This window comes from Flavobacterium stagni (assembly GCF_004122105.1).
Taxonomy (GTDB): Bacteria; Bacteroidota; Bacteroidia; order Flavobacteriales; family Flavobacteriaceae; genus Flavobacterium; species Flavobacterium stagni.
On record NZ_SBKN01000001.1, the window covers coordinates 898,179 to 923,278 of the forward strand.

25 protein-coding genes are annotated in these 25,100 nt (G+C 38.1%); 9 read left to right on the forward strand and 16 right to left on the reverse strand.

Features of this window, described 5'->3' with window-relative positions; genetic code table 11:
• Position 1 precedes the first annotated feature (1 nt).
• Positions 2 to 877: a cell division protein FtsX gene (locus tag EQG61_RS03890; RefSeq protein WP_129460575.1), complete on the reverse strand. Its 876-nt coding sequence runs from the start codon at positions 875 to 877 to the stop codon at positions 2 to 4.
• A 173-nt stretch (positions 878 to 1,050) separates the two neighbouring features.
• On the opposite strand from EQG61_RS03890, the gene leuS reads away from it, so the two are divergent.
• Both leuS and EQG61_RS03900 read left to right on the forward strand, forming a co-directional pair.
• Positions 1,051 to 3,885: a leucine--tRNA ligase gene (gene leuS, locus EQG61_RS03895; protein ID WP_129460576.1), complete on the forward strand. Its 2,835-nt coding sequence runs from the start codon at positions 1,051 to 1,053 to the stop codon at positions 3,883 to 3,885.
• A 190-nt stretch (positions 3,886 to 4,075) separates the two neighbouring features.
• Positions 4,076 to 4,765: a zinc metallopeptidase gene (locus EQG61_RS03900; RefSeq protein WP_129460577.1), complete on the forward strand. Its 690-nt coding sequence runs from the start codon at positions 4,076 to 4,078 to the stop codon at positions 4,763 to 4,765.
• Between the two features lie 97 nt (positions 4,766 to 4,862).
• Here EQG61_RS03900 and EQG61_RS03905 read toward each other — a convergent pair whose 3' ends face one another.
• Both EQG61_RS03905 and EQG61_RS03910 read right to left on the reverse strand, forming a co-directional pair.
• The gene (locus EQG61_RS03905; protein ID WP_129460578.1) at positions 4,863 to 5,147 is read right to left on the reverse strand and encodes a hypothetical protein; all 285 of its coding nucleotides are present in this window, start codon (positions 5,145 to 5,147) and stop codon (positions 4,863 to 4,865) included.
• Complete coding sequence (locus EQG61_RS03910; protein WP_129460579.1) at positions 5,147 to 5,617, reverse strand: Lrp/AsnC family transcriptional regulator; 471 nt, start codon at positions 5,615 to 5,617, stop codon at positions 5,147 to 5,149. Before EQG61_RS03910 ends, EQG61_RS03905 begins: the two co-directional genes overlap by 1 nt.
• A gap of 194 nt (positions 5,618 to 5,811) precedes the next feature.
• On the opposite strand from EQG61_RS03910, the gene EQG61_RS13860 reads away from it, so the two are divergent.
• Positions 5,812 to 6,006 carry a hypothetical protein gene (locus tag EQG61_RS13860; RefSeq protein WP_206733869.1) on the forward strand — a complete coding sequence of 65 codons (195 nt, stop codon included), beginning with the start codon at positions 5,812 to 5,814 and terminating at the stop codon, positions 6,004 to 6,006.
• 64 nt (positions 6,007 to 6,070) lie between these two features.
• Here the strand turns inward: EQG61_RS13860 and EQG61_RS03920 are convergent, their stop codons facing one another.
• From EQG61_RS03920 to EQG61_RS03930, 3 genes are all read right to left on the reverse strand, one after another.
• A complete protein-coding gene (locus EQG61_RS03920; protein ID WP_129460580.1) occupies positions 6,071 to 7,447 on the reverse strand; it encodes a saccharopine dehydrogenase family protein in 1,377 nt (458 codons plus the stop codon).
• An 80-nt stretch (positions 7,448 to 7,527) separates the two neighbouring features.
• Positions 7,528 to 7,854, reverse strand: coding sequence for a UbiA prenyltransferase family protein (locus EQG61_RS03925; RefSeq protein WP_129460581.1), 327 nt, complete (start codon positions 7,852 to 7,854; stop codon positions 7,528 to 7,530).
• Position 7,855: 1 nt separating this feature from the next.
• Positions 7,856 to 8,617, reverse strand: a complete 762-nt coding sequence (locus EQG61_RS03930; RefSeq protein ID WP_129460582.1) for a DUF3108 domain-containing protein — start codon at positions 8,615 to 8,617, stop codon at positions 7,856 to 7,858.
• A 116-nt stretch (positions 8,618 to 8,733) separates the two neighbouring features.
• Between EQG61_RS03930 and EQG61_RS03935 the strand changes: the two genes are divergently transcribed.
• Entirely contained in the window at positions 8,734 to 9,120 is a 387-nt protein-coding gene (locus tag EQG61_RS03935) for a DUF423 domain-containing protein (protein ID WP_129460583.1), read from the forward strand.
• Between the two features lie 81 nt (positions 9,121 to 9,201).
• The gene (gene pckA, locus EQG61_RS03940) at positions 9,202 to 10,827 is read left to right on the forward strand and encodes a phosphoenolpyruvate carboxykinase (ATP) (RefSeq protein WP_129460584.1); all 1,626 of its coding nucleotides are present in this window, start codon (positions 9,202 to 9,204) and stop codon (positions 10,825 to 10,827) included.
• Positions 10,828 to 10,951: 124 nt separating this feature from the next.
• Here the strand turns inward: pckA and EQG61_RS03945 are convergent, their stop codons facing one another.
• Both EQG61_RS03945 and EQG61_RS03950 read right to left on the reverse strand, forming a co-directional pair.
• On the reverse strand, positions 10,952 to 11,710 hold the full coding sequence (locus EQG61_RS03945; RefSeq protein WP_129460585.1) for a uroporphyrinogen-III synthase: 759 nt from the start codon (positions 11,708 to 11,710) through the stop codon (positions 10,952 to 10,954).
• Between the two features lie 8 nt (positions 11,711 to 11,718).
• On the reverse strand, positions 11,719 to 12,384 hold the full coding sequence (locus tag EQG61_RS03950; protein ID WP_235829024.1) for a DUF4271 domain-containing protein: 666 nt from the start codon (positions 12,382 to 12,384) through the stop codon (positions 11,719 to 11,721).
• A gap of 98 nt (positions 12,385 to 12,482) precedes the next feature.
• Between EQG61_RS03950 and EQG61_RS03955 the strand changes: the two genes are divergently transcribed.
• From EQG61_RS03955 to EQG61_RS03965, 3 genes are read left to right on the forward strand one after another with little or no spacing between them, the layout of a single operon-like run.
• Positions 12,483 to 13,205 (forward strand): polyprenol monophosphomannose synthase, encoded by a 723-nt coding sequence (locus EQG61_RS03955; RefSeq protein WP_129460586.1) that lies wholly within the window; start codon positions 12,483 to 12,485, stop codon positions 13,203 to 13,205.
• A gap of 1 nt (position 13,206) precedes the next feature.
• Positions 13,207 to 14,544, forward strand: a complete 1,338-nt coding sequence (locus EQG61_RS03960) for a dihydroorotase (RefSeq protein WP_129460587.1) — start codon at positions 13,207 to 13,209, stop codon at positions 14,542 to 14,544.
• A gap of 7 nt (positions 14,545 to 14,551) precedes the next feature.
• Complete coding sequence (locus tag EQG61_RS03965; protein ID WP_164974877.1) at positions 14,552 to 14,929, forward strand: DUF4296 domain-containing protein; 378 nt, start codon at positions 14,552 to 14,554, stop codon at positions 14,927 to 14,929.
• Between the two features lie 2 nt (positions 14,930 to 14,931).
• Here the strand turns inward: EQG61_RS03965 and EQG61_RS03970 are convergent, their stop codons facing one another.
• The 4 genes from EQG61_RS03970 to EQG61_RS03985 form a co-directional block, all read right to left on the reverse strand.
• Entirely contained in the window at positions 14,932 to 15,942 is a 1,011-nt protein-coding gene (locus EQG61_RS03970) for an NAD-dependent epimerase/dehydratase family protein (RefSeq protein WP_129460589.1), read from the reverse strand.
• 245 nt (positions 15,943 to 16,187) lie between these two features.
• Positions 16,188 to 16,619 (reverse strand): hypothetical protein, encoded by a 432-nt coding sequence (locus EQG61_RS03975; RefSeq protein ID WP_164974878.1) that lies wholly within the window; start codon positions 16,617 to 16,619, stop codon positions 16,188 to 16,190.
• Positions 16,620 to 16,727: 108 nt separating this feature from the next.
• On the reverse strand, positions 16,728 to 17,141 hold the full coding sequence (locus EQG61_RS03980; RefSeq protein ID WP_129460591.1) for a hypothetical protein: 414 nt from the start codon (positions 17,139 to 17,141) through the stop codon (positions 16,728 to 16,730).
• A 3-nt stretch (positions 17,142 to 17,144) separates the two neighbouring features.
• Entirely contained in the window at positions 17,145 to 18,695 is a 1,551-nt protein-coding gene (locus tag EQG61_RS03985) for a glycoside hydrolase family 19 protein (RefSeq protein ID WP_129460592.1), read from the reverse strand.
• Positions 18,696 to 19,091: 396 nt separating this feature from the next.
• On the opposite strand from EQG61_RS03985, the gene tyrS reads away from it, so the two are divergent.
• Positions 19,092 to 20,387, forward strand: a complete 1,296-nt coding sequence (gene tyrS, locus EQG61_RS03990; protein ID WP_129460593.1) for a tyrosine--tRNA ligase — start codon at positions 19,092 to 19,094, stop codon at positions 20,385 to 20,387.
• A 29-nt stretch (positions 20,388 to 20,416) separates the two neighbouring features.
• Here tyrS and EQG61_RS03995 read toward each other — a convergent pair whose 3' ends face one another.
• The 4 genes from EQG61_RS03995 to EQG61_RS04010 all read right to left on the reverse strand — a co-directional run bounded on the left by EQG61_RS03995 (position 20,417) and on the right by EQG61_RS04010 (position 25,046).
• Positions 20,417 to 21,394, reverse strand: a complete 978-nt coding sequence (locus EQG61_RS03995) for a LuxE/PaaK family acyltransferase (protein ID WP_129460594.1) — start codon at positions 21,392 to 21,394, stop codon at positions 20,417 to 20,419.
• Positions 21,395 to 21,464: 70 nt separating this feature from the next.
• Positions 21,465 to 23,327, reverse strand: a complete 1,863-nt coding sequence (locus EQG61_RS04000; protein ID WP_129460595.1) for a T9SS type A sorting domain-containing protein — start codon at positions 23,325 to 23,327, stop codon at positions 21,465 to 21,467.
• Between the two features lie 92 nt (positions 23,328 to 23,419).
• A complete protein-coding gene (locus EQG61_RS04005; protein ID WP_129460596.1) occupies positions 23,420 to 23,752 on the reverse strand; it encodes a T9SS type A sorting domain-containing protein in 333 nt (110 codons plus the stop codon).
• A 109-nt stretch (positions 23,753 to 23,861) separates the two neighbouring features.
• Entirely contained in the window at positions 23,862 to 25,046 is a 1,185-nt protein-coding gene (locus EQG61_RS04010) for a hypothetical protein (RefSeq protein ID WP_129460597.1), read from the reverse strand.
• Positions 25,047 to 25,100 lie beyond the last annotated feature (54 nt).

Consider the following 25,100-nt stretch of genomic DNA (forward strand, 5'->3'; position numbering starts at 1 on the left):
TTTAGTATAAATCGTCTGTTCGTAAATTTAAAAAGCGTTGCGTCGCAAAATAAGTGCTGATCCAAGTAATCAAAATACTCATACCAAGTACGGCTACTAAGACCAAAACGGTAAGTTCAATTTGGTTAAAAATATCCAATCCCGGGTAAGCCGTTTCAATGTTGAGTAGAACGATAACTAAAGTAACTACCGCTAAAATTCCGCCGATCAATCCCAACAACATACTGCGCAAAATGAAAGGGCGACGAATAAACGACTTGGTAGCGCCCACCATTTGCATGGTTTTAATGATAAATCGGTTGGCGTAAATTGAGAGGCGCATCGAACTGTTAATTAACAATACCGAAATCACCATCAAGACACCCGTAACGATCAACACCCAAAAACTGATTTTTTTGATGTTGTCGTTGACCAAAGTGATCAATTGTTTATCGTATACCACATCAGCGACAAAGGTGTTTTTGCGAATGGCGCGTTCCATATTGGCAAAGCCAGGATTTGAAACGTATTCCGCTTTCAAGTGAATGTCGTATGAATTCTGCAACGGATTCATTCCTAAAAACTGCATGAAGTCTTCGCCAACAATTTCTTTGTGCATTTTTGCAGCTTCTTCTTTGGGAACAAATTTGAAGTCTTTCGCATATTTTCCAGCTTTGATTTCTTCTTCAAATGCTTTAAAAACGGTGTCGTTGGCTTCATTTTTAAAGAAAACCGTCATCACAATATCTTCCTTGAAGTTGTCAGATAATCGCTTGGAATTGATGATGAATAATCCCAAGGCGCCCAACAAGAACAACACTAAGAATACACTCAACACCACCGAAAAATAGGAAGAAATTAATCTGCGCTTTTGATACTTATCGAAAGAAGATGCCATAGAGTTTGTTTTACGCCGTAAAAATAAAAAAGAAAATCATTTTACCCTTAATAACGCACAAAGTTTTCTCTTCTTACAATTATCGTGTAAATTTGCGCTTAATTTTTAAAAACCGCCTGAAAATCCGTGGTTTGTCGCGGATTTCAGGACCAAAGACTATTTTGTAACGCATCATGAAATATTTTCACGAACAAATTGAAGCCAGATGGCAAAAATATTGGGCCGATAACCACACGTTTGCTGCCTCCAATTCCTCCGAAAAACCCAAATATTATGTGTTGGATATGTTTCCGTATCCTTCTGGTGCGGGATTGCATGTGGGGCATCCGCTAGGGTATATTGCCTCGGATATTGTTGCCCGTTATAAACGCCATCAAGGGTTTAATGTGTTGCATCCGCAAGGCTATGATTCTTTTGGGTTACCTGCCGAGCAATATGCCATCCAAACAGGACAACATCCAGAGAAAACAACCCGTGAAAATATTGCGCGTTATCGCGAACAGTTGGATAAAATCGGATTTTCCTTCGATTGGGATCGCGAAGTGCGCACCTCCAATCCGGAGTATTACAAATGGACGCAGTGGATTTTCATTCAGTTGTTTGAATCCTACTATTGTTATGATGCGAATCAAGCATTGCCAATCGCTAATTTGGTGGCAATTTTTGAAAAAGAAGGAAATGCTGCCGTCAATGTTGCTTGTGATGACGATGTGTTTGTTTTTTCAGCCAACGAATGGAACGCATTTTCTGAAGATAAAAAAGCACGTTTGTTGTTGAAATACCGTCTGACCTATTTGGCAGAAACTGAAGTGAACTGGTGTCCGGCTCTAGGAACCGTTTTGGCGAATGACGAAATCGTAAATGGCGTTTCAGAACGGGGTGGTCATCCGGTAATTCGCAAAAAAATGACCCAATGGTCCATGCGTATTTCGGCTTACGCTGAGCGTTTGTTGGAAGGCTTGGAAACCATTGATTGGACCGAATCCTTGAAAGAATCGCAACGCAACTGGATTGGAAAATCCGTTGGAGCTTCAGTGAAGTTTCAAGTTTCAGGTTCCAAGTTTCAAATAGAAGTATTTACAACGCGTCCTGATACCATTTTTGGAGTCACGTTTATGACCTTGGCACCCGAACACGAGTTGGTTCCACAAATCACTACTCCTGAACAAAAAGCAGCGGTAGAGGCCTACATTGAAGCTACTGCAAAACGTTCGGAACGTGAACGTATGGCCGATGTGAAAACCATTTCAGGGGTGTTTACTGGGGCGTATGCCGAACATCCGTTTACCAAAGAACCCATTCCGGTTTGGATTGGGGATTATGTGTTGGCCGGATATGGAACCGGAGCTGTAATGGCGGTTCCGTGTGGCGACGAACGCGATTATGCGTTTGCCAACTATTTTAAAGGAACCTTGGGCATGCCCGAAATCAAAAATATTTTCAACCAAGATATTTCTGAAGCTGCTTTTGCAGAGAAAAGTGGGTTTGAATTGGTAGCTTCCGATTTCCTAAACGGATTGGATTATAAAGCGGGTACCCAAAAAGCCATCGAGGAATTGGAAAAAATCGGAGCCGGTAAAGCTAAAGTGAATTACCGTTTGCGCGATGCCGTTTTTTCGCGTCAGCGCTATTGGGGCGAACCTTTTCCCGTATATTATGTGAATGGCTTGCCGCAAATGATCGACACCCAACATTTACCCATCGTATTGCCCGAAGTAGAGAAATATTTACCGACGGAAGACGGTCAGCCGCCCTTAGGCAATGCGACCACTTGGGCATGGGATACAAAGCAGTGTGCGGTGGTTAGTAATCAGTTCATAGATAACGTAACTGTTTTTCCTTTAGAATTAAATACCATGCCGGGTTGGGCTGGAAGTTCGTGGTACTGGATGCGCTATATGGATGCGCAAAACGAATCCGAGTTTGCTTCTGAAAACGCGATACAGTATTGGCAAAATGTCGATTTGTACATTGGCGGTAGCGAACATGCTACAGGACACTTGTTGTATGCCCGTTTTTGGAACAAATTCTTGAAAGACCGCGGATTTGCACCCACCGAAGAACCGTTCAAAAAGTTGATCAACCAAGGAATGATTTTGGGAATGAGTGCGTTTGTGTATCGTTCAGAAGATTCAAAAACATTATATTCTAAAGGACTAATTGCTGGATTAAACGTACATCCCATCCACGTCGATTTGTCGGTAATCAATGATATTACCAACGAATTGGATATTGAAAAATTTAAAGCACATCCGTTATACTCTGATTATGTGAATGCGGAATTTATCTTAGAAGACGGCAAATACATCGTAGGTCGCGAAGTGGAAAAAATGTCCAAGTCCAAATACAATGTGGTCAACCCCGACGACATTTGTAACGAATACGGTGCTGATACCTTGCGTTTGTATGAGATGTTCTTGGGTCCACTAGAACAAGCCAAACCTTGGAATACTGCCGGAATTACGGGTGTGTACGGTTTCTTAAAAAAATTATGGCGTTTGTATTTTGACGACAACGGTTTGGTTGTGGTAAACGACGAACCTACAGCTGATATGTACAAAACCTTACATAAAACGATTAAGAAAGTAACGGAAGATATCGAGAACTTCTCCTTCAATACTTCGGTGTCGCAGTTTATGATTTGTGTGAATGAATTGGCGCAACAAAAATGCCGTCACCGTGCGATTCTCGAACCTTTAGCGGTGTTGATTTCGCCCTACGCACCACATATCGCGGAAGAATTATGGAATCAATTGGGTCATGAGGGTTCGATAGCCACCGTTGCTTTTCCTCAATTTGAAGCCAAATATTTGGTAGAAAGTGAAAAAGAATATCCGGTTTCGTTCAATGGAAAAATGCGTTTTACCATTAAATTACCTTTGGATTTATCCGTAGCTGAAATCGAAGCAATTGTGATGGCGGATGAACGTACACAGCAGCAATTGCAAGGGCGTACACCAAATAAAGTGATTATTGTCCCTGGGAAAATTATCAACTTGGTGGGGTAATTCATGTGCCGATGAGTCAATGAGCCAATGTGTCGATGTGGAAACCTGCCTGCCGATAGGTAGGTGAGCCGATTTATCAATAAATTAGAAATCCGTGGGGTGTATGCTTCACGGATTTTTTTCTGCCAACTTGTCACCGTTTTACGTACGGCATATATTTTGACGAAGTTTAAAAAAATTAATTAAAAAAATGGGATCAGGTTATATGTTATTGGCCCTATTGATAATGGGTGCCAGTTGGTTGGTGAGTAGTACGCTGAAAAGCAAATTTGAACATTACTCCAAATTGTATTTGCAAAACGGCATGAGCGGAAAAGAAATTGCCGAACAGATGTTGCACGACAACGGAATTTACGATGTAAAAGTAATTTCGACGCCCGGGATGCTCACGGACCATTACAATCCAGCGGATAAAACGGTGAATTTAAGTGAAGGTGTTTACAACCAGCGGAATGCAGCAGCAGCGGCAGTAGCCGCACACGAATGTGGGCATGCCGTGCAACACGCCAAAGGCTATCAATGGTTAACCATGCGTTCGCAGTTAGTTCCCGTGGTTTCCTTTGCATCTAATATTGTGCAATGGGTGTTGTTGGGCGGCATTTTAATGATAAAAGTCTTTCCTTCCTTATTGTTTATCGGAATCGTTTTATTTGCGGCTACCACCTTATTTTCCATCATTACATTGCCAGTAGAATATGACGCGAGTAACCGTGCATTAGCTTGGCTAAAAGACAAACGAATGGTAAATCAAGCGGAATATGCAGGAGCGGAAGACGCTTTGAAATGGGCGGCTCGAACGTATTTAGTGGCTGCTATTGGATCGATTGCCACACTGTTGTATTATGTATCGATTTTCATGGGCAGTCGGGAGCGTGAATAATGAGTCGACCTGCCTGCCGGTAGGCAGGTGAGTCAATGTGTCAATGAATTGATTTGAAATAAACGAATGAAATCCGTGGGGTGAATGCTTCACGGATTTATTTTTTTGCGGAAGAAAAAGCAAATAAGAGTACGAACAACGCTACCCAAGCTACTCCGTGAATCAAGATACATTTGGTGTAATTGCCTTTACCAAAAAGTTGTTTGACCAAATGAACCATGAAATACACCAAACTAATAGGGATGAATAAATACATCAAGGCAATGCCCATATTCGGGTTTTCTGTATCCCCAGGAAAGAGTTCGAAACAAATTCCCGCGGTTAAAAAATAGAGGATATAAAAGCCTAAGGCGATATTTTCTTTGGTGTATTTTAGTGCCATTAGAGTTGAATTTGTCGTTCGATTTGTTGTTCTAAAGAAATAAAAGTTTCGGTACGCGAAACGCCATCGATGGGTTGGATTTTTTTATTGAGGAGTTGCATCAAATGTTCGTTGTCTTTACAGATGATTTTTACCAAAATACTCCAATTCCCAGTCGTATAGTGGCATTCCAACACTTCTGGGATTTTCCGTAGTTCCCGCACTGCTTCTGAGTTGCTGGATGCTTTGTCCAAATAGATGCCTACAAATGCCATGGTTCGGTAGCCCAAGACTTTGGTATTGATGATGAATTTTGAACCTGAAATCACCTGGGCTTCTTCCAATTTTTTTAGTCGTTGGTGAATGGCCGCACCCGAAATTCCGATGCTATGCGCAATCTGTAAAATCGGTTTTCGCGCATCTTCCATCAATTGACGCAGAATCTCTTTGTCAATCCCGTCAATTTCAATTTGTAGCTGATTTATTTTCATTTTGAAAATAGTTTAAGCAAAAATACACATCTTGTTGTAAACAGCAATTGAAATGATTCGGTTTAATCCTTTTTTTAATTAATAAATGAATTAAGTTTTTATTAAGTCGGACTTAAGTCGCTTTAAAGATAGTCTGGCCAACTTTGTTATGTCGAAAGGCAGAAAACAATTATTAATTCAAAAAAATAGAAATCATGAAAAAAGTAGTAATGATGGTTGCTTTGGCAACTTTCGCAATCGGAGGAACAGTTTCAGCACAACAAACAAAAGCAGCAGCTGAAAAACCTAAAAAAGAGGTAAAAGCTGAGAAAAAAGAAGCTAAAAAAGAAGCCAAAGCTGAGGTGAAAAAAGAAGCCAAAGCTGCAACTCCTAAAAAAGAGAAAAAATAATAAAATCCCTGTTTGTTTTTTTAAGCGCCTGATTTTTTTGGTTTTCAATCAGGCGCTTTTCTTTTTATACAGCTTGTGTAATTTTATCAGGGTTATAGCCAATGTACGGCAAGGTTGTTTCTTTAAAAATAACCCCATATTCCTCCAATTCAGCTAAAATAGGTTCGTACACTTCTTTACGAATCGGCAATTGCACACCAGGCGTGGTGATTTTTCCATTTAAAATTTGGAGTGTAGCCATAGCCACCGGTAAACCCACCGTTTTCGCCATGGCGGTATAGGTTTGGTCATCTCCAATACACACCATTTTGGAATCAATTTGCTCTTCTTTTCCATTGAGTGAATACCCAAATTTGTGGTACATCACAATCATGTCTTTATCTTCGGGAGCTAAAGCCCATTTCTCATTTAAAATATGTTCGAGAATCTGCGCAGGCGTAGCATTCGGTAGTCCGACTTTTTTCGACCCATTAAACAAATCCAATTCGATCAATTTATCCCACATCACATCATCTTGCTCGATGCCCAATTGCAAACGCATTTTGATTTCAACGGAGTCGGTTGGGTGATAGGGTAGGAACGAATTCACAAAATCGCGGTAACTCATGTGCTCCGAATTTTCGATCACGTACGTATCATCAGTCATTCCTAATTGCACAAACATATTCCAAGCACGCGAATAACCTACACGACGAATCGTGCCACGATACAAGGTCAGAACATCATCCAATCCATAAACACTGCGGTATTTTAAAGAATCCCGATTGGCATATGCTTCGAATTTTCCATAGCCTTCAACATGTAAAAATTCGGTACGACGGAACAATCGATTATATGGAATGTATTTATATTTGCCTTCTTGAATGAATTTGGCAGCACCACCTTGTCCAGCCAAAACCACATTACGAGGCGCCCAAGTAAATTTATAATTCCAAAGATTAGTATCCGATTCAGGCGCTACTAAGCCACCACAAAACGACTCGAATAAAAGCATTTTCCCGCCTTTTTCACGGATTTCGTCTATCACTTTCATCGCACTCATGTGGTCGATTCCAGGATCGAGTCCGATTTCATTCATGAAAATAAGGTGGTTTGCTTTAGCTTCGGTATCTAAGGCTTGCATCGCATCCGATATATAGGAAGCGGTAACCATGTGTTTTTTGAATAGAATACAGTCTTTAGCCACTTCGATGTGCATGTGGGCAGGCAACATGGAAATGACAATGTCGGCTTTTGCGACTTCAGATTGGCGTTGTTCTTGGTTTTGAATATCCAATTGAATCGCTGTCGCATTGGGATGGTTATTTGTTTTGCGTTGGGCTAATTCCAAGGATAAATCGCCAATAGTTACGTGTAATTGTTGGTCATCAGATTTCTCCAACAAGTATTTGATTAAAGAGGAAGCCGAACGTCCAGCTCCTATGATTAATACATTTCTCATTCGGTTGGTTTGTTGTGCGACAAATGTATAAAAAGGAAGGCGGAATCAATAAAAAAAGTCTGCGATTAAGCAGACTTCCGTTATTCTAGATCTTTTTCTAATTGTTCGAGTTCTTGTTTGGCTTCTTGTTTGGCTTCTACTTTTTGTTGTTCAAAGACTTCATCTTTCGCGATTTCATCTTCCATCAAAAAGGTTTTGCCTAAAACGCCTAATGCACACACATAAGCAACAATAAATAACCGTTTTGGCCATTTGCGTTGGTCGGGAGCTGATTTTATGAAGGTCATGGTGATGAAAATCAAGGCTGGGATTATCATCACAAATGCCAAAGTGTCCAAAGGTAACACAGAGAATACTACACTAAGTGCAGTAAATAGATAAGCTAAAATTAAAAAGGTTTTTCTCATGTTACAATCCGGTTGCTGAGGTCAATTTTAATTCGCCCGTTCCTACAGGAATACTGAATTTCATAAGAGTCGGAACTTTATGATTGTCGGCTGTAAGCCAAATTAAGTTTTTGTCTTTGCCGCGCAAGGCATCCGTTTTGGCACCAATGGATAATTTATAACATGTTTTTGATCCCAAATTACCTGCCGAAATTGTCTCTGTTCCCATGTATTTGAGCGTTACTGGAATTTGTTTTTCGTCGAAAACAATGGTGAAGGATTGGGTTTGTCCTGCTTTCATTTTGGTGAAATCTACGGTACGAACCTTATAAAGTAGCGTAATGGCATCTACAGTATTGGCTCCAATAGTAAAGGTACGTGTCGTTTCCGGTTTGTTGCGTTTTTTGGAAGTACTAGTAACCGAAGTCCCTTTGAAAACATATTTTTCTTTTTTGGTATACCCACCTTCGTCGATGCTTCTTTTGTAAAGGTTGGGTTTTAAAGATCCCGGCGTCACATAGGATTCGTATAAATCTCTAATTTTAAAAAATTTATCCCATTTGCTAAACGTGGATAATTCACAGCTTAAATGGAGGTATTGATTTTTGGAAGTATTCACATTTTCAGTACTCATAGTGATTTGAGCAATATGCGTCATCAAGCCACTCATGTTGTAGGATCCAGCATACACTAATTTTTCACCGGCTTGAATTTCAGTAGCATCATCTGCTTTGAAGGAACTTAATAATAGGGCAAAGCCAAGGAATACAAAAATCTTTTTCATGATTGAAATTTGGTTGCAAATATAAAACTTTAAAATTCGACTCTTGTGAAAGAAAAGTCAAAATGACTTGGTAAATCAGTTGAATAACCGGTAATTTTGTGAAATAGTATTGACTTATGGATAAAAAAATTCTTTCAGCAGCAGGTTTTTTAGGCATGACGGCCATTGTATTAGGAGCTTTTGGGGCTCATGCTTTAAAAAAAGTATTGGATGCAGAGGCCTTAGCTACTTTTGAAACAGGAGTGAAATACCAAATGTACCATGCGTTATTTTTATTGTTTGTGGCGGTAAATAGTGCTTTGAGTCACAAGATGAAACAATGGATATATCGATTGACGTTACTGGGAGTTTTGTTGTTTTCAGGTTCCATTTATTTATTGGCTACCAAGAGTTTAAGTGGAATGGAGTTAAAATTTGTGGGTCCGTTAACTCCGGTTGGAGGCTTCTGCTTAATTAGTGCATGGGGCGTACTTATGGTACATTTTTTAAAGAAAAAAGCATAAAATTTTTCCCAACTACAACGTTGTAATAATTAATTTTTACCTTTGTGCAAAATTTAGATTAACACAACAAACGAATTATCTATGGATAACTACACCCAATTTACGAAAACGATTTCGTTAGAAAAGTACGGAATTACCAATGTACAAGAAATCGTTTATAATCCTTCATACGAGCAGTTGTATAATGAAGAGTTAAGTCCTGAACTTTCGGGCTATGAAAAAGGACAATTGTCAGAGTTGGGTGCGGTCAATGTGATGACGGGTGAATTTACCGGTCGTTCCCCAAAAGATAAATACATTGTCAAAGACAGTGTGACTGAAAATACCATTTGGTGGAATTCAGACAAGGCAGCCAATGATAACAAGCCCATTTCTACAGATACGTGGAATGCTTTAAAAGAAACGACGGTCAATCAGCTTTCTGGGAAACGGTTGTTTGTTGTAGATGCTTTTTGTGGAGCCAATGAAAATACCCGTTTGAAAGTTCGCTTCATCATGGAAGTAGCTTGGCAAGCGCATTTTGTGAAGAATATGTTCATTCGACCTACCGAGGAAGAATTGGAAAACTTTGGCGAGCCTGATTTTATTGTGATGAATGGTTCGAAGACTTCGTTTAAGGATTATGCCGCTCATGGCTTAAATTCAGAAGTTTATATCGCGTTCAATCTTACAGAAAAAATGCAATTGATTGGCGGTACTTGGTACGGTGGTGAAATGAAAAAAGGAATGTTCGCCATGATGAATTACTATTTGCCACTTCAAGGAATGGCTTCGATGCACTGTTCGGCCAACAAAGGAAAAGACGGAGATGTTGCGGTATTCTTTGGGTTGTCAGGAACAGGAAAAACAACATTGTCTACCGATCCAAAACGCGAATTGATTGGCGACGACGAGCACGGATGGGACAATGAAGGGGTTTTCAATTTTGAAGGCGGATGTTATGCCAAAACTATCGACTTGAGTAAAGAAAACGAGCCGGATATTTTTGGTGCCATAAAACAAGATGCGTTACTAGAGAATGTAACCTTAGATGCGGATGGTGTTATTGATTTTACCGACGGTTCGGTAACACAAAATACACGCGTTTCCTATCCTATTTATCATATTCAAAACATTGTTAAGCCAGTTTCAAAAGCGGGGCATGCGAATAAAGTCATCTTTTTAACGGCTGATGCTTTTGGGGTTATGCCACCCGTTTCTAAATTAACTCCTGAGCAAACAAAGTATTATTTCTTGTCAGGTTTTACTGCGAAATTAGCAGGAACGGAACGCGGAGTGACACAGCCTGAACCTACATTTTCCGCTTGTTTTGGAAAAGCATTTTTAACGTTACATCCCACGAAATATGGTGAGGAATTAGTGAAAAAAATGGAAGAGCATAAGGCTACAGCGTATATGGTGAATACGGGCTGGAATGGAACCGGTAAACGAATTTCTATTAAAGATACGCGTGCCATCATTGATGCCATTTTAGATGGATCGATAGAACATGCGGCTACAAAAACAATTCCGGTGTTTAATTTTAATGTTCCAACGGAATTGCCCAATGTGAATCCTGCGATTTTAGATCCGAGAGATACGTATGAAAATGCTGCTGATTGGGAGGTGAAAGCGGCTGATTTAGCGGGTCGTTTTATTAAGAATTTTGTTCAATATACCGACAACGAAGAAGGGCAACGTTTAGTGCAAGCAGGTCCGCAATTATAAAACAAACCAAACAAATTATAACTAACCCAACCTAGAAGTCCGACAATAATATGTCGGGCTTTTTTTATTCCATAAAAAACCCGAACTGTAAAAGTTCGGGTGGATATTTTAAGGATTGAGGGTCTTATTTTCCTTTATTGACTTCAGCGACATATTTTTCAAGCGCCATTGTCATCGAAGGAGTGTCGGGCGTTGGGGCTAAAATGTCGATTCGAAGTCCGTGCTCTAACGCTTCTTTTTGCGTTGTACTTCCAAAGACAGCAATACGTGTGTTGTTTTGTTTGAAGTCGGGGAAGTTTTTGAATAAAGATTTGATTCCAGTCGGACTAAAGAACGCCAAAATATCATAGTACACATCGGCCAAATCCGAAAGGTCACTCATGACGGTTTTGTAAAATGTTCCTGCAGTCCAATCCAATTTTAAATTGTTCAAGGTTTGCGGAATATCAGCATTCAATTGATCAGACGAAGGAAGTAAGAACTTTTCATCCTTGTATTTTTTAAACAAGGAAGACATGTCTGCAAAGTCTTTCTGACCCACATAAATCTTTCTTTTACGATACACCACATACTTTTGTAAGTAGTATGCAATCGCTTCTGATTGGCAGAAATAACGCAAATCTTCGGGAACTTTATAACGCATTTCCTCAGCCACTCTAAAAAAGTGGTCCACTGCATTTTTGCTGGTTAGGATAATGGCCGTAAAGTTGTTAAGGTCAATTTTTTGAGCTCTGACATCTTTTGCACTTATTCCTTCAACATGAATAAAAGAGCGAAAATCAACTTTTACCTTGTGCTTTTGCATCAAATCGTGGTACGGTGAATTTTCAACTTTTGGCTCGGGTTGGGACACCAAAATGGTTCTCACTTTTAGACTAGACATCGTAAACTCTAATTTTTTGTAATCAAATAATAGATGAAATAATAGGGCGCTATTTCAAGTGCGCAAAGATACAAAATAAAATAAAACAACTTCCCTATTACAAAATTTTGATAAATCTTCAAATAAAATAGATAAGTCAGTAAGTTTATTAGCAATAAAGTGCCAATAATGATGATTATAAGAGAATTTGTTGCGTAATCTCCATAATACATGATGGCAGACACTGGAAATAATAGTAATCCAATGTAGGTTCTAAAGTTAACTTTTTGTAAATTAAATTCATCGATAAGTTCTTCGATGTCAAAGGTTACAGCAATGATTTTTTCAATTAAGAATTTGGACAAAATAAATACAGTGAGTCCGGTAAATATTCGGGTAAAAAGCATCCAGTCCTTTTTTTCTCCCAAGCCATAATGGTCGAGCACTAATTGAATGAAAAAAGAAAATGAAACTAGATTTACCAGAAATAATAAGATATTAAAACCGTTCCATAGATGGGAACTATCTCTGTAAATTTTGGTGTATTTGTCCGAGACTAGGAGTCGGATGTAATCATTAAATCTAGATGAAAAGGCCGTGCGGGCAATGACAATTAGTGCCAAAGCAAGAATAAAAATCAGGGTTGCCCAATCTTTGCTCTCATAAACCCTCGGATGTAAAGCCCATACCATCATTGCATGCAAAAATACTAATTTTATTTCGCGCTGTATTATGAAATTATTAGCAGGAACGCATTTAATTTTGATTATTTTTGCCAAAATTTATTTCCTACATGAACAGCGGTATTGTAATTATTCCAACTTACAACGAAATTGAGAATATCGAAAGTATCATTCGTGCCGTTTTTTCATTGGAGAAATCGTTTCACATTCTAATAGTGGATGACAATTCGCCGGACAAGACTTCAGAGAAAGTACGAGAATTACAAGCTGAATTTGCAGATCAATTGTTTTTGGAAGTTCGAACCAAAAAAGCGGGACTAGGTACCGCTTATGTTCATGGTTTTAAATGGGCATTGCAACATCATTATAACTATATTTATGAGATGGATGCCGATTTTTCACACAATCCGACCGACTTAACTCGTTTGCATGACGCAACGGTACAAGGTGCCTCGATTAGTATAGGTTCGCGCTATGTGACTGGAGTTAATGTGGTGAATTGGCCATTGAGCCGCGTACTATTATCTTATTTTGCTTCTGTATATGTTCGTTTGATTACAGGAATGAAAATTATGGATACTACCGCAGGTTTTGTTTGTTATCAACGTCAAGTTTTGGAAGCTATCAATTTGGATCAAATAAAATTTGTAGGCTATGCTTTTCAAATTGAAATGAAGTATCGCGCTTGGGCAAAAGGATTTTCAATTGTTGAAGTTCCAGTAATTTTTACCGATCGAACCAAAGGGCAATCAAAAATGAGCGGCTCCATTATTAAAGAAGCTGTTTTTGGTGTTTTGGCCCTTCGCTTAAAAAAACTACTCAACCGACTATAAAATGAATACAACGCTAATTAAGAATGCCAAAATTGTCAATGAAGGGTTAATAACCGAAGGAGATGTTTTGGTAAAGGATGGTATTATTACGCAAATTGGAACCAATCTTTCCCATCCTACGGCTGTAGTGCTTGATGCAAAAGGGAAGTATTTGTTACCTGGAGTGATTGATGACCAAGTGCATTTTCGGGATCCAGGATTAACACACAAAGGTGATATTGAATCGGAGAGTCGTGCGGCAGTTGCAGGCGGAGTTACTTCATATATTGATCAGCCCAATACAGTACCGAATGCCATTACCCAAGAATTATTAGCCCAAAAATACCAAAATGCTGCGGGTCGTTCGTATGCCAATTATTCGTTTATGATGGGCGGTACGAATGATAATTTAGAAGAAATTCTAAAAACGAATCCGCGCAATGTAGCGGGTTTGAAATTGTTTTTGGGTTCGTCAACAGGTGATATGTTAGTCGATAGTTCAGCGGCAATCGAATCCATTTTTTCAAGTACGCCACTATTAATAGCAGTGCATTGTGAAGATGAGACTACGGTTAAAAATAATTTAGCCCACTACAAAGAACTATTTGGAGAAGATATTCCTGTTTCTTATCACCCGATTATTCGTAGTGAGGAAGCGTGTTATTTATCCTCTTCCAAAACGGTTGAATTAGCAAAAAAGACGGGAGCTCGTTTGCATGTTTTTCATATATCTACCGCTAAAGAGTTGGCGCTATTTGATAATTCAATTCCTTTAGAAGAAAAGAAAATTACAGCTGAAGTTTGTATACATCATTTGTGGTTTTCGGATAGTGATTATGCGACTAAAGGGAATTTTATCAAATGGAATCCGGCAGTAAAAACAAGTGCCGATCGAGATGCGCTTTGGAAAGCGGTGTTGAATGATACCATTGATGTTATTGCTACAGATCATGCGCCTCATACATTGGAAGAAAAGGCACAAGTGTATACCAAAGCACCTTCAGGCGGACCCTTGGTTCAGCATTCGCTAGTTGCTATGTTAGAGAAAGTTCGAGAAGGCAAGATTTCCATTGAGAAAGTGGTGCAAAAAATGGCGCACAATCCGGCGTTATTATTTAAAATTGAAAACCGCGGATTTATTCGAGAAGGCTATCATGCCGATTTGGTTTTGGTTGACCCAAATGCCAAATGGACGGTAGAAAAATCAAATCTTTTGTACAAATGTGGTTGGTCACCTTTGGAGGGGACAGTGTTTCATCATCAAGTGACGCATACTTTTGTCAATGGAAAAATGGTTTTTGAAAACGGGAAAGTCAATGATATTAAAGCAGGGGAACGACTTTTGTTTAATAGAATGTAAGGCAACTATGAAAAAAATAATTGCAATCGGATTATTGGTTTTTTTGGGAATATCATGTAAAGATGATGCCATTACTCCTCCCAAAAATAAAATCGATAAAGAAACCATGATTAATATATTGTATGATATGGCGGTTTTGGAAGCAGCCCGTTCACAATCGTATGTTACTCAGGTGAATTATCCTTCATCAGTGCAGTTTGTAAAGGAGAAGTACAAAATCGATAGTTTGACATTAGCAGAAAATACAAAGTTCTATGCCTCCGATTTGAAAGGCTTCAAAAAAATGTATGAAGAAGTTCGCAACCGGCTAGAAGAAAGTCGGAAAGCTGCGGGAGATGTTGTCAACCCTAATCCTGTGAATGCCTCTGAAGGGGTTGTGAAATAGAGTTACTTATAGCAGTTAATAATTTTTTTAAGGTACTCGTCTATAGCTTCAAACTTAAATTGAAGTGTATTTTTAATTTTTTCATTTGAAATTTGATCCCTATTCAGCAAGGCGTTTGCACTATGTTTGGATAATCTGCGACGGGTTCTAAAGATAAAACTTATCAAGGCATCCAATCGCCATCCCAATTCAAGCATCCCTTTTTTTACCTCGAAAGAGGGTTTTTTTGCGTTGAGTAATGAAGCAATAGAGAAAATAATATCCTTGTAGGTTCGATTTTCTGCCACCAATATGAATCGCTCTCCTGTAATCGATGAATTCATCAATTGGTGCATGGCTTTTACCACATCATTTACGCTGACATAACCAGTGCAGCCACTACTGTAAAAGGGCATTCCTTTTTTTATGGCAGAAAATAATGCTCCGCTTCCTTTAGTTTTGTCCCAATTTTCTGGATAAGGACCTAATATAATACCGGGGTTAACGATCACACATGGTAAACCTTCTTGTAGTCCGCGCCAAACTTCCATTTCAGCGCCATATTTAGAAATAGCATAGTCGCTGTGAGCAAGTTCTGGATTCCATTCCGAAGTTTCAGAAATTAAATGTTCATTTTGAGATAAGTTGCCTAATGCTGCGATAGAGCTCACAAAACAAAGTTTTTGCACCTTTTTTTCAATACAAAAATTGACAATATTAGCAGTTCCTTCGATGTTGGTTTTTCGAAGCAGGTCTTCATCATTTGGATCAAATGAGATTTGAGCAGCACAATGATACACATATGTGATATTTTCAAATGCCTTTTCTAAAGAAGGAATATCAAGTATATTTCCTTCAATCCAGAGAATAGATGAAAATAAATCTTCTTTTTGATAATATGTAAAAAGGGATTTTGTTTTTGCTATTTGTTGCTCAGAACGGTATAAGGCACTTACTTGTTGTTTGTCGTTTTCGAGCAAATACAACAGTAAGTGAGCCCCAACTAATCCAGTGCCTCCGGTAACTAGTATCATAAGTTCAAAGGTAAACTTTTCTTGATTGCGGATGAAAAGTTTGTTACTTCTTTCTGTATTTAGATCAAATAAATTATGATAATAATAAGTGTGACAATCAAAGAATATAGGGCAAATACTTTTAAAAATAATTTTCTCATGGGTTGTAAATTAAAATAGAAAACTGAGCCCTGAGAATCAGGACTCAATTTTCAAGAATTAACGAAAGTGAACGGTTAACCAATTTGATTGGTCAGTTTTATCATTTAGTTAGATAACAAAGTGATGTTGTTGGGGATAAAATAATCCTCATTTGAGGGTGAGATAATAGTGAGATTTACAGCATTGCTATTGAAAGTTAAGCGTACTGGAATAAATGTTTCCGAATAGGTGCTTTTTATCGTGCCTTCAAAAACATTTGTACTTACTTCATTGAGTTGTACTGTATTGGTGTCATTATCATTTGCACAGTCTATTTTTTCACCATTATTAAACACGCCACAATGGGTGCCTGTTATAGTTGTGCCATCCGTTAATAGATCCAAGCTAAAGGTGTTTTTTCCTGAAGGAGATTCCCATCTCCAAGAGGATTCCGACGTTGTCATTGCTTTTTGTGTGGTTTTTGAATGACTAGAATTGGTTGTGAATAAATAATTATTCATACCTGCATAAGTCCCTATTACTGTGAGGACTAACACTACTATTACGATTGGTTTTTTCATAATGTAAAAAATAAAATCTCAAATGGATATTTTTCAATTATGGCAGGAGATTTTCCTCTAGCCTTAATTTTAAGTAGAATTTATTTATCTTATATAGACTTTTAAATGTCCTTTTTGATCTATAAATGATAAAGTATTATTGCCATTTTCATTTATGCTCATGATGACGTTGCAAAATGTATTGTTTATATCATTTGTGAATTTGAGATACTCTACATTAGATGCTGTATTGCCATTGCAATCATTTGTAATTTCATAAGTGCAGGTCTCGGATACATTTGAGTCAACATACCATTTAACTGTTCCATCGTTAAGAAATTCAATTTTGTCTGAAGGTGAATTTTCCAAAGTCCAAACCCCTAAAATTTCACTATTTGTAGGTGGTGTAAGTACTGCTTTGGAGTTGAAAAAATTTTCTAGAATGCCAGAGCTTTTTGTAGCATAAATAATCCCAAAACAGAGGAATAGGCCAATAATAATAATTTTTTTTGTTTTCATGATTTAACAATTTAATTTGGATAGTGTTAGATTAAAATAGTTTTGTCTTTCAATAAGCATGTTTTTTTTAGCGCCTGGGTTAACATACCTTGTTACTCTATCAGAGGGCAGATTGTTTATATCTGTTTTGTCTAAAATATTTGTTTTAAAATACCATAATCCACTGAGTAAAGCATGGATTCCATTAGAGTTGCTCAAATCATTTGGTCCATTATAAGTAACATTAATGTTGTTGTTTTGAATATAATTAGCATAGGCCATATAATTGTCTTTGAATGTAAGTTGGAATGCTCCTCGGCCTCGATAATTCCATCCATCGCCTGAGTTTCTATCACCATTTCCATTGACACAACAATACACATAATTAGCAAGTGCTTGAGGGTTGTGTAAATAATTGTTTGGATTCTCTAGGTTTGGATTGGTGTAAGAGAATTTTCTGCTATACACCTGCAACAAACGTTGTGGGTCACTGTAATCTAAGTTTTCTTCTTGATTTAATAAGTTTACACCTCCAGTTTCCCCTCCAACCTGAGCCAAGAAATGTGCTATTTCCTCTTTGGTGTCAATTCCAAATTGAGAAGCATAGGTTTTAAAGAGATTTAAAAAATTTGTTTTATTCGCTGTAGAAGCATTTGGGAAAATTTCTCCCAATTTACTTACTGTTAGACAGTCTAACGGATTTTTCACAGGTTCCATAATGCCAATTAGTCCGTTTGGATTACAAGGGTCGTCTGCAGATCGGCACAGCGGGTTATAATTAAAACTAATGACAACCGTTACAGTGTAGCCTGGATACATGCCATTTCCGCATACGGAACTTGTGTAATTGTCCCAACTGTTGTAGGATCTACCACACGAACATTCTACAGTCACAACAGCTGTTAAGCAATCACCATTATTGGCGCCTCCAGAAGCGCCACCTCCAGTTCCTGGATTATTGCCCGGATTGTCACCTGGATTACTTGGGTCGGTTGCACCACCACCGCCTGGATTAGTTGGGTTTGTGGTATTTGGATCTGGAATTTCAACAACAACTCCTTGGCAAGGGTCAAGGATGGGTGTGAGACTTGTAGCTCCTACACGACCAGCAAATTCTTGAAAAGATTTCAATTGACTGTTATAGGCTGCTGCAAATTGTTCGGTCATTTTATATTCCATCATAGTGGCTTCAAAAACTCCTTGTTTTTCGGTCAAAATGAGATTATGAAATGTCTTATAATCATCTTGTGGATGATTAATGACTCGGAATGTATAGTTTTTCACACCCAATGTGTCCATAACTTCAAGAATGGAATTAAAATCAATAATTCCGCCATCTGTTCTGGCGAATTCGTTACTTTCGTCTAATACATGTATTGTACCTTTTTCTTTCAGAAGGGACATTAATTTATTACGAACTTGTTGTGCATCTTCGCCGTTTAAGGTTCGGATGGAATTCCCGCTATCTACTTTTTCATGGGGATTCTGTTGCACTTCGTCTTCTAGTTGACAACCGATAAAAATAAGGGTTGCCACAAGTAGTGTAGCCACTACATACAATTTACTTCGCTTCATTGTGTTTGATTTTGGATTATAAAAAATTTTTTGGCTTAGATGAAGGATATCTTAATGAGGAAGTTGAAAGGTGTTTTCTTTTTTAATGTTTCATAGGCGTATAATTTAATAGCATAAAATTAACAGTTCATTTTTAATAATCGGTACACAAAAAGTGTATATCGTGTTAAAAAACAGCGTTTTAGCTATTTTGTTTTTGAACGATTTGCTAAAAATGCGAATTGGATTACAAAACCTGTTGTTTAGCCCTGATCGAAGTGGAAATCCTGTTGGCGGGAGGTTCGGTTTTCCGACCGCCAACCGATTGCAACGAAGAGCAGGAAGAAGCTTGATGAAACGCTAAAGCTGCTGCTCCAAATCAATAAATCGTGTATCTTTGCGCAAAATTTTTATCCGATGAATAATATTGTTGAAGAATTACAATGGCGTGGTTTAGTGCATGACATGATGCCGGGAACGGAAGAGCAACTTTTAAAAGAGGCCACCTCGGTTTATATTGGATTTGACCCGACGAGTGATTCCTTACATATTGGGAGTTTGGTGCCCATTATCTTGTTGGTACATTTGAAAAATTTCGGTCACCGTCCCATCGCTTTAGTGGGTGGCGCTACGGGAATGATTGGTGATCCTTCGGGGAAATCTGACGAACGTAATCTTTTGGACGAAGCGAGTTTGCAGAAAAACGTAGAAGGAATAAAAGGCGTTTTGTCGCGATTTTTGGATTTCAATGCAGAAGGACCTACTGCTCCGGTTTTGGTGAACAACTATGACTGGATGAAAGAATTCTCATTTATTGCTTTTGCGCGTGATGTGGGGAAACGCATTACGGTGAATTATATGATGGCCAAAGATTCTGTGAAAAAACGTTTGACGGGTGAAGCGGGTTCTGGGATGAGCTTTACAGAGTTTACTTACCAATTGATTCAAGGTTACGATTTTTATCATTTGCATAAACACTACAATTGTTTGTTACAAATGGGCGGCTCTGATCAATGGGGAAATATCACGACAGGTACCGAGTTAGTGCGTCGCATGAATGATGAACATGCTAAAGCTTATGCAATGACGTGTCCGTTAATTACGAAAGCTGACGGATCCAAATTTGGTAAAAGTGAAGGCGGAAATGTATGGTTGACTGCGGATAAAACATCGGTGTATAAATTTTACCAATTTTGGTTGAATACGACGGATGTTGATGCAGAAAAGTATATTAAGATTTTCACCTTTTTAGATAAAAATACGGTTGCTGGATTAATTGAAGAACATCAACAAGCTCCCCATTTACGGGTGTTACAAAAACGTTTAGCCGAAGAAGTGACGGTGTTTGTGCATGGTCGTGAAGAATTTGACAAAGCGGTATTTGCCTCGGCCGCATTTTTCAGTCCGACCATGGAAGAGTTGAAGCAATTGGATACGCAAACCTTTTTAGAAGTTTTTGAAGGTGTTCCTGTAGCTGAATTAGCGGCTTCCGAATTGGAAAACGGTTTGGATATGGTAGGCGCTTTGGCTGCAAAAACGGGCTTTTTGAGTTCGAACAGCGAAGCCATGCGTGAATTGAAACAAAATGCGATTTCCTTAAATAAAGTAAAGGTAACTTCAGAGTATAAAATTACCTCCAGTGATTTGATCCACGGCAAATATTTGTTGCTTCAAAAAGGGAAGAAAAATTACTATTTGATTGTAGTAAATTAAAAAATAGAGGGTCCGATAAGGGCCCTTTTTTATAGTACCATCAGATTACAGCCCCGAATATCAGAATGGTCAAAACGGCCCAAAACTTCAAAGGAATTGTCGGAGTATTTTTTGCCTAAGTCTTGTGTAGCGATGAAGGAACACGAATTGTAATTGGCCAAATCAATCACATTGATGCCGCCATTTTTTCCGTTGGGGACATACGACAAGGCATCTTCAGGATCACGGATGAGAATGTGCATCCAATTGGGACATTCAAATAGTCCGTCACCAAATGAATAGGCTTGAGAAAGTAATTCGGTCATCCCGTATTCGGAATGAATCGTTGGCACACCAAATCCTTGGCACAACACCTGATGAAGTTCTTCGCGAATCATTTCTTTTCGGCGTCCTTTCATACCGCCGGTTTCCATGATAATGGTGTTTTTGAGTTGGAAGGTTTCTTTTTCGATGAGATCCAATAAAGCATACGTCACACCAATTAAAAGAATATTTTGACCCGATGCATCTAGTGTTTTTAATGTGGTGATGAGTTCGTCGTAATTGTTCAAATAAAACCCGCTGTTGGCGTTTTGCGAACCTTCAATTAAGTCTTCCACCATATAAATGAGTGATGAACCTTCCCGTTCCAAGTAGGAGGGAAGTAGTGCTAATACGGCATAATCTTCAATATTGCCATAAAAATTGGAAAAAGCGGAACGAAAACTTTGGGTGTACAAACTTAGGTCGGTTACATGATGCTGACTTGTAATTGCGCCAGTGGTACCACTAGAGGTGAAAGTAGTTTGTATGGGCTCGTTGTTTGAAACCACTTTCCGACTTTTAAAAAATTGAATGGGTAAAAAGGGAATGGCTTCGAGTGATTTTACCTCTGTTTTTTCTACTTTTAATAAATCACAAAATTCACGATAGACGGCATTGTTTTCGTGTTGATGGCGAAAAACTTTGAGTGCCATTTTTTCAAATTGCTTGGGATTTGCTATAGAAAATATATCGTGAGGATTCATTGGGCAAAAGTACAGAATAAAAAAAGCCCCGACAAATTGCCAGGGCTTGTGTTTATTTGAACTGTGATAATTATTCGATGATTAATTTTTTCACAGCTGTATTTCCATTTTCAGTGATTTGTACTAAATACAAACCTTTGTTTAATCCGCTTACGTTTACTGCGTCAGTAGTTGTAGTATTGATAACTTCTTTACCGATCATGTCATAAACACGAACTGATTTGGTAGTGTTTGCTTCAGTATTGATGTAGAAAACACCATTTTTAACTGGGTTTGGATATACTGCTAATCCCGCAATAGTGTTGTTGTTTACAGCAAGTGCTGGAATAGTTAATGCAACACGTAATTCATCAATTTGAATTGATGGTGTGCTGTTGTCAGCATCTTGACGTAATAAGAATCCACCTAGTGTAGTGATTGCAGTAGCTGGAGTGTCTGTTAAATCAGGTGTTGTTGTGTCATTAAATGTAGCAACTGTTGGATTGAACCATGCTTTTAACGTGTTTGAATTAAAATCATACCCTAAAATAACATATACAACATCACCTACATTAAATAATGTCGCTGCATAATTTGTAGTAGAAGTTCCTGATGTCAAACCTAATTGGTATTGTGCAGCTGCTTTTTTAATGAATAATCTAGCTTTGAAGTTAGCAGGATTTCCATCAGTTAAAATAGCAAAGTACGTTTGTGTACCATCTGTAGTAACATTTGCATAATCAGATACGTTCATTAAAAATGAAGTATATAAAGTGCCTTCTGTAACTGTTGTAGCCGTAAAAGGTGTATGGCATTCAGCACCAGCACCAGTAAATGAAACTGAATTTCCTGTTGAAGTGATACCGGTGTAATTTAAGTTTCCAGAAGTTACATTAATATTGTCACCAGAGTTTCTGTTCGTCCAAGTTTGTTGCGCTCCTAAAGCAGCATTAGCTGTATAGTTAAAATTCTCAACTAATGGTAATGCATTAATTGGTTTACATTCCGGGGAAGCAACAGTTTTTGTTAATCCGCAAGATCCAGTAACAGTTAAAGTAACAGTAGTTCCTTCAGGTATATTGCTAATTGTGATATTACCAGCAGCCGTTGTTGATGGATTATCTCCTCCAATCGTCCCAGCTGAAGTAGATAAGTTATAAGTACCTGATGCACCTCCTGTAAAAGGAATTGTTGCAGTATAAGTGTCAATATTTAAAGTAATGGCGTCACACAAAGTAGTTTCTGCGCCTAAGCTTAAACTACATGGTGTAGCTCCAAACCAAGTTGTATAGACTTTAACTTCGTCTACAACAATATTTTGTGTAGCACTATATTGGCGTAAATAAAAACCACCTACAGTTGCTGAACCTGATCCAGAAGCCGTTGCATCTGCAGTTCCGGCAGCTGCTTCTGTAGCAGGTACTCCGGAAGATTTTACCCAAAGGCTTAAAGCTCCAGTAGTTGAAACATCATATTTTACAATGATTAAATAGGTGGCGCCTAAGTCAAAATCTGTAGTAGAATATGAAGCTGTGTTTGAGTTGGCAATACCAAAATTAACTTTTCCAGTTGTCGTAGATGGCTTTGTAAATACTTTTCCTACGAAAGTTGTGCCACTTCCTAAGTGTGCAAAATAACCATCAACAGCTGTATTGATTTTTACAAGGAAAGAATAATAAATGCTACCTGTTGTAACAGGAGCACTAAAAGTTTTGTTTACGTCTTCACCAGTGTTGTCTAATTGAGCTGCGTTTCCAGCCAAAGTGTTGTAACCTGTATACAATAAACCATTTGAAGCACCAACATCAATAGAGTTAGTGCCAGTTCCTGAATGAGCTGTCCAACCATTTGCAGTAAGCAACGCATTGTCAGCATAATTAAAGTCATCCGTTAAAAGCTGTGCGTTAGCAAATGCACAAGTCAATAGAAAAGATAAAAAGTAAATTTTTTTCATAATTGAAAATTAAATTAAGCACACAAAGATAAGCACTATTTTTAGAATTAAAAAAAGCGTAAGTTAAAAAAAGGTAAATAAGAGATTTTTAACTATCTGACAATAAGTTTTCTAGTAGCCGAAGCGTCACCTTCTTCAATTTTAATGAAATAAACTCCCGGCTGTAGTGTCGATAAATTTAATTCACGAGAAGATAAAACGGTTTGAAAAACTTTTTTGCCTAAAACATCATATATGGTGATGTTTTTGTCATCATTGTTGCGTGTAGTGATATAGAGTTTACCACCTGTCACTGGATTAGGATAAAAGCTCAGACCCTCGATGGAGTTGCTCTCCTTCAAGTTTGGCTTAGCTTCTTGTGCAGCTACACTAGCTGTACCAAGAACTAAGAAAAATAAAACACTATAAAAGTAATTTTTGGTCATGAGTATACAATGATTAAAACAAATATACTGGAATTATTTCAAATACAATGCCACAAAATGAAAAAATCCCTCCAAAAGAAGGGATTTTAACATATTTTGAGAAAAATTCTTATTGAATCAAGTTGGTTCCATCTACAGTAGCCCATGCGCCAGGCGACAAAGTTGCTCCCGTAGCTGAAGTACTTGTAGTGAATTGTCCTGAAGGAAACGCCACTGTAAAGGTATTGGCTCCTGTAGCAACATCCACCGAAGTATTTGTAATTTTGAAGTTCGTCAATTTGATTTTACTTCCATTCACTTGATTGGTGTTCGTTGTGACATCTTGAATTTTGATAGCAGCACCTTGATAAGTTGTAGTCCCTTCTGTGTAAGTTCCATATCCATCGATAACTACGTTACTAAAGTCACCATTACCTTCTTTTTTAAATTGAATAGCATCAATTTCAATAGCTCCAGCAACTTCAGGTACACAACCTGCAGCACGTTTTAACGTGATGTTGGTGAATTTTGGATAAAATGTATTGTTGTTTGAAGAAGATTCAATTTCAATTCCGAAGTTCCCTTTCGTTACTTGATACGCTAACCAGTTGGTGTTGTTTTGACCTTGCCATCCATCTTGCCAGTCGAATGAATCGTCATAATTACCATACGAAATAGCATTGGTTAAACTTGCTGTTCCACCATAAAATTCGAATCCATCATCAGCTCCTTTGTAGGATACTAAGTGATCTAAAATCGTTCCAGAACCCACTGCATAGAATGAAAATCCGTTCAACTCTTTTGTACCATCCGCTAATTTTTTACCAGCATATTCAATACGTGCATAACGTAATGATCCACTACTGTGTGTAGCATTTGTACCTCCGTAAGTATACGATAATCCATCTTCTGAAGTAGCCGTTGAACCACCACCCAAAACTTTTACAGGAGCATCACCATACATGATGATACCACCCCAAGACCCAGGAACTTTTGAAACTTCAGTAAATACAACTGGAGCAGATTCAGTTCCGTTAATTACTAATTTACTTCCGTTTTCAATTACAAGTGCATTATCACCGTTGTTTTTATCACAAGTAATCGTACTACCAGCTTCAAAAGTTAATGTAGCTCCATTTTGAACTTTTACAATTCCTTTTAAAGTATAATTTCCGTAAGCATAGGTTTTGCTTGTTGTAATGTTTCCAGTAATTTCACCTACTTGTGGAGTTACTGTATTTTCGTCTTCATTATCACTAGAACAACCCGTAAATACAGTTGCTAAAAGGGCAAGACTAAAAAGAAATTTTTTCATTGTGTTTTAATTTAGATTTAATGTTTTGACAAATTTCCGATTCGTTTCACGAAT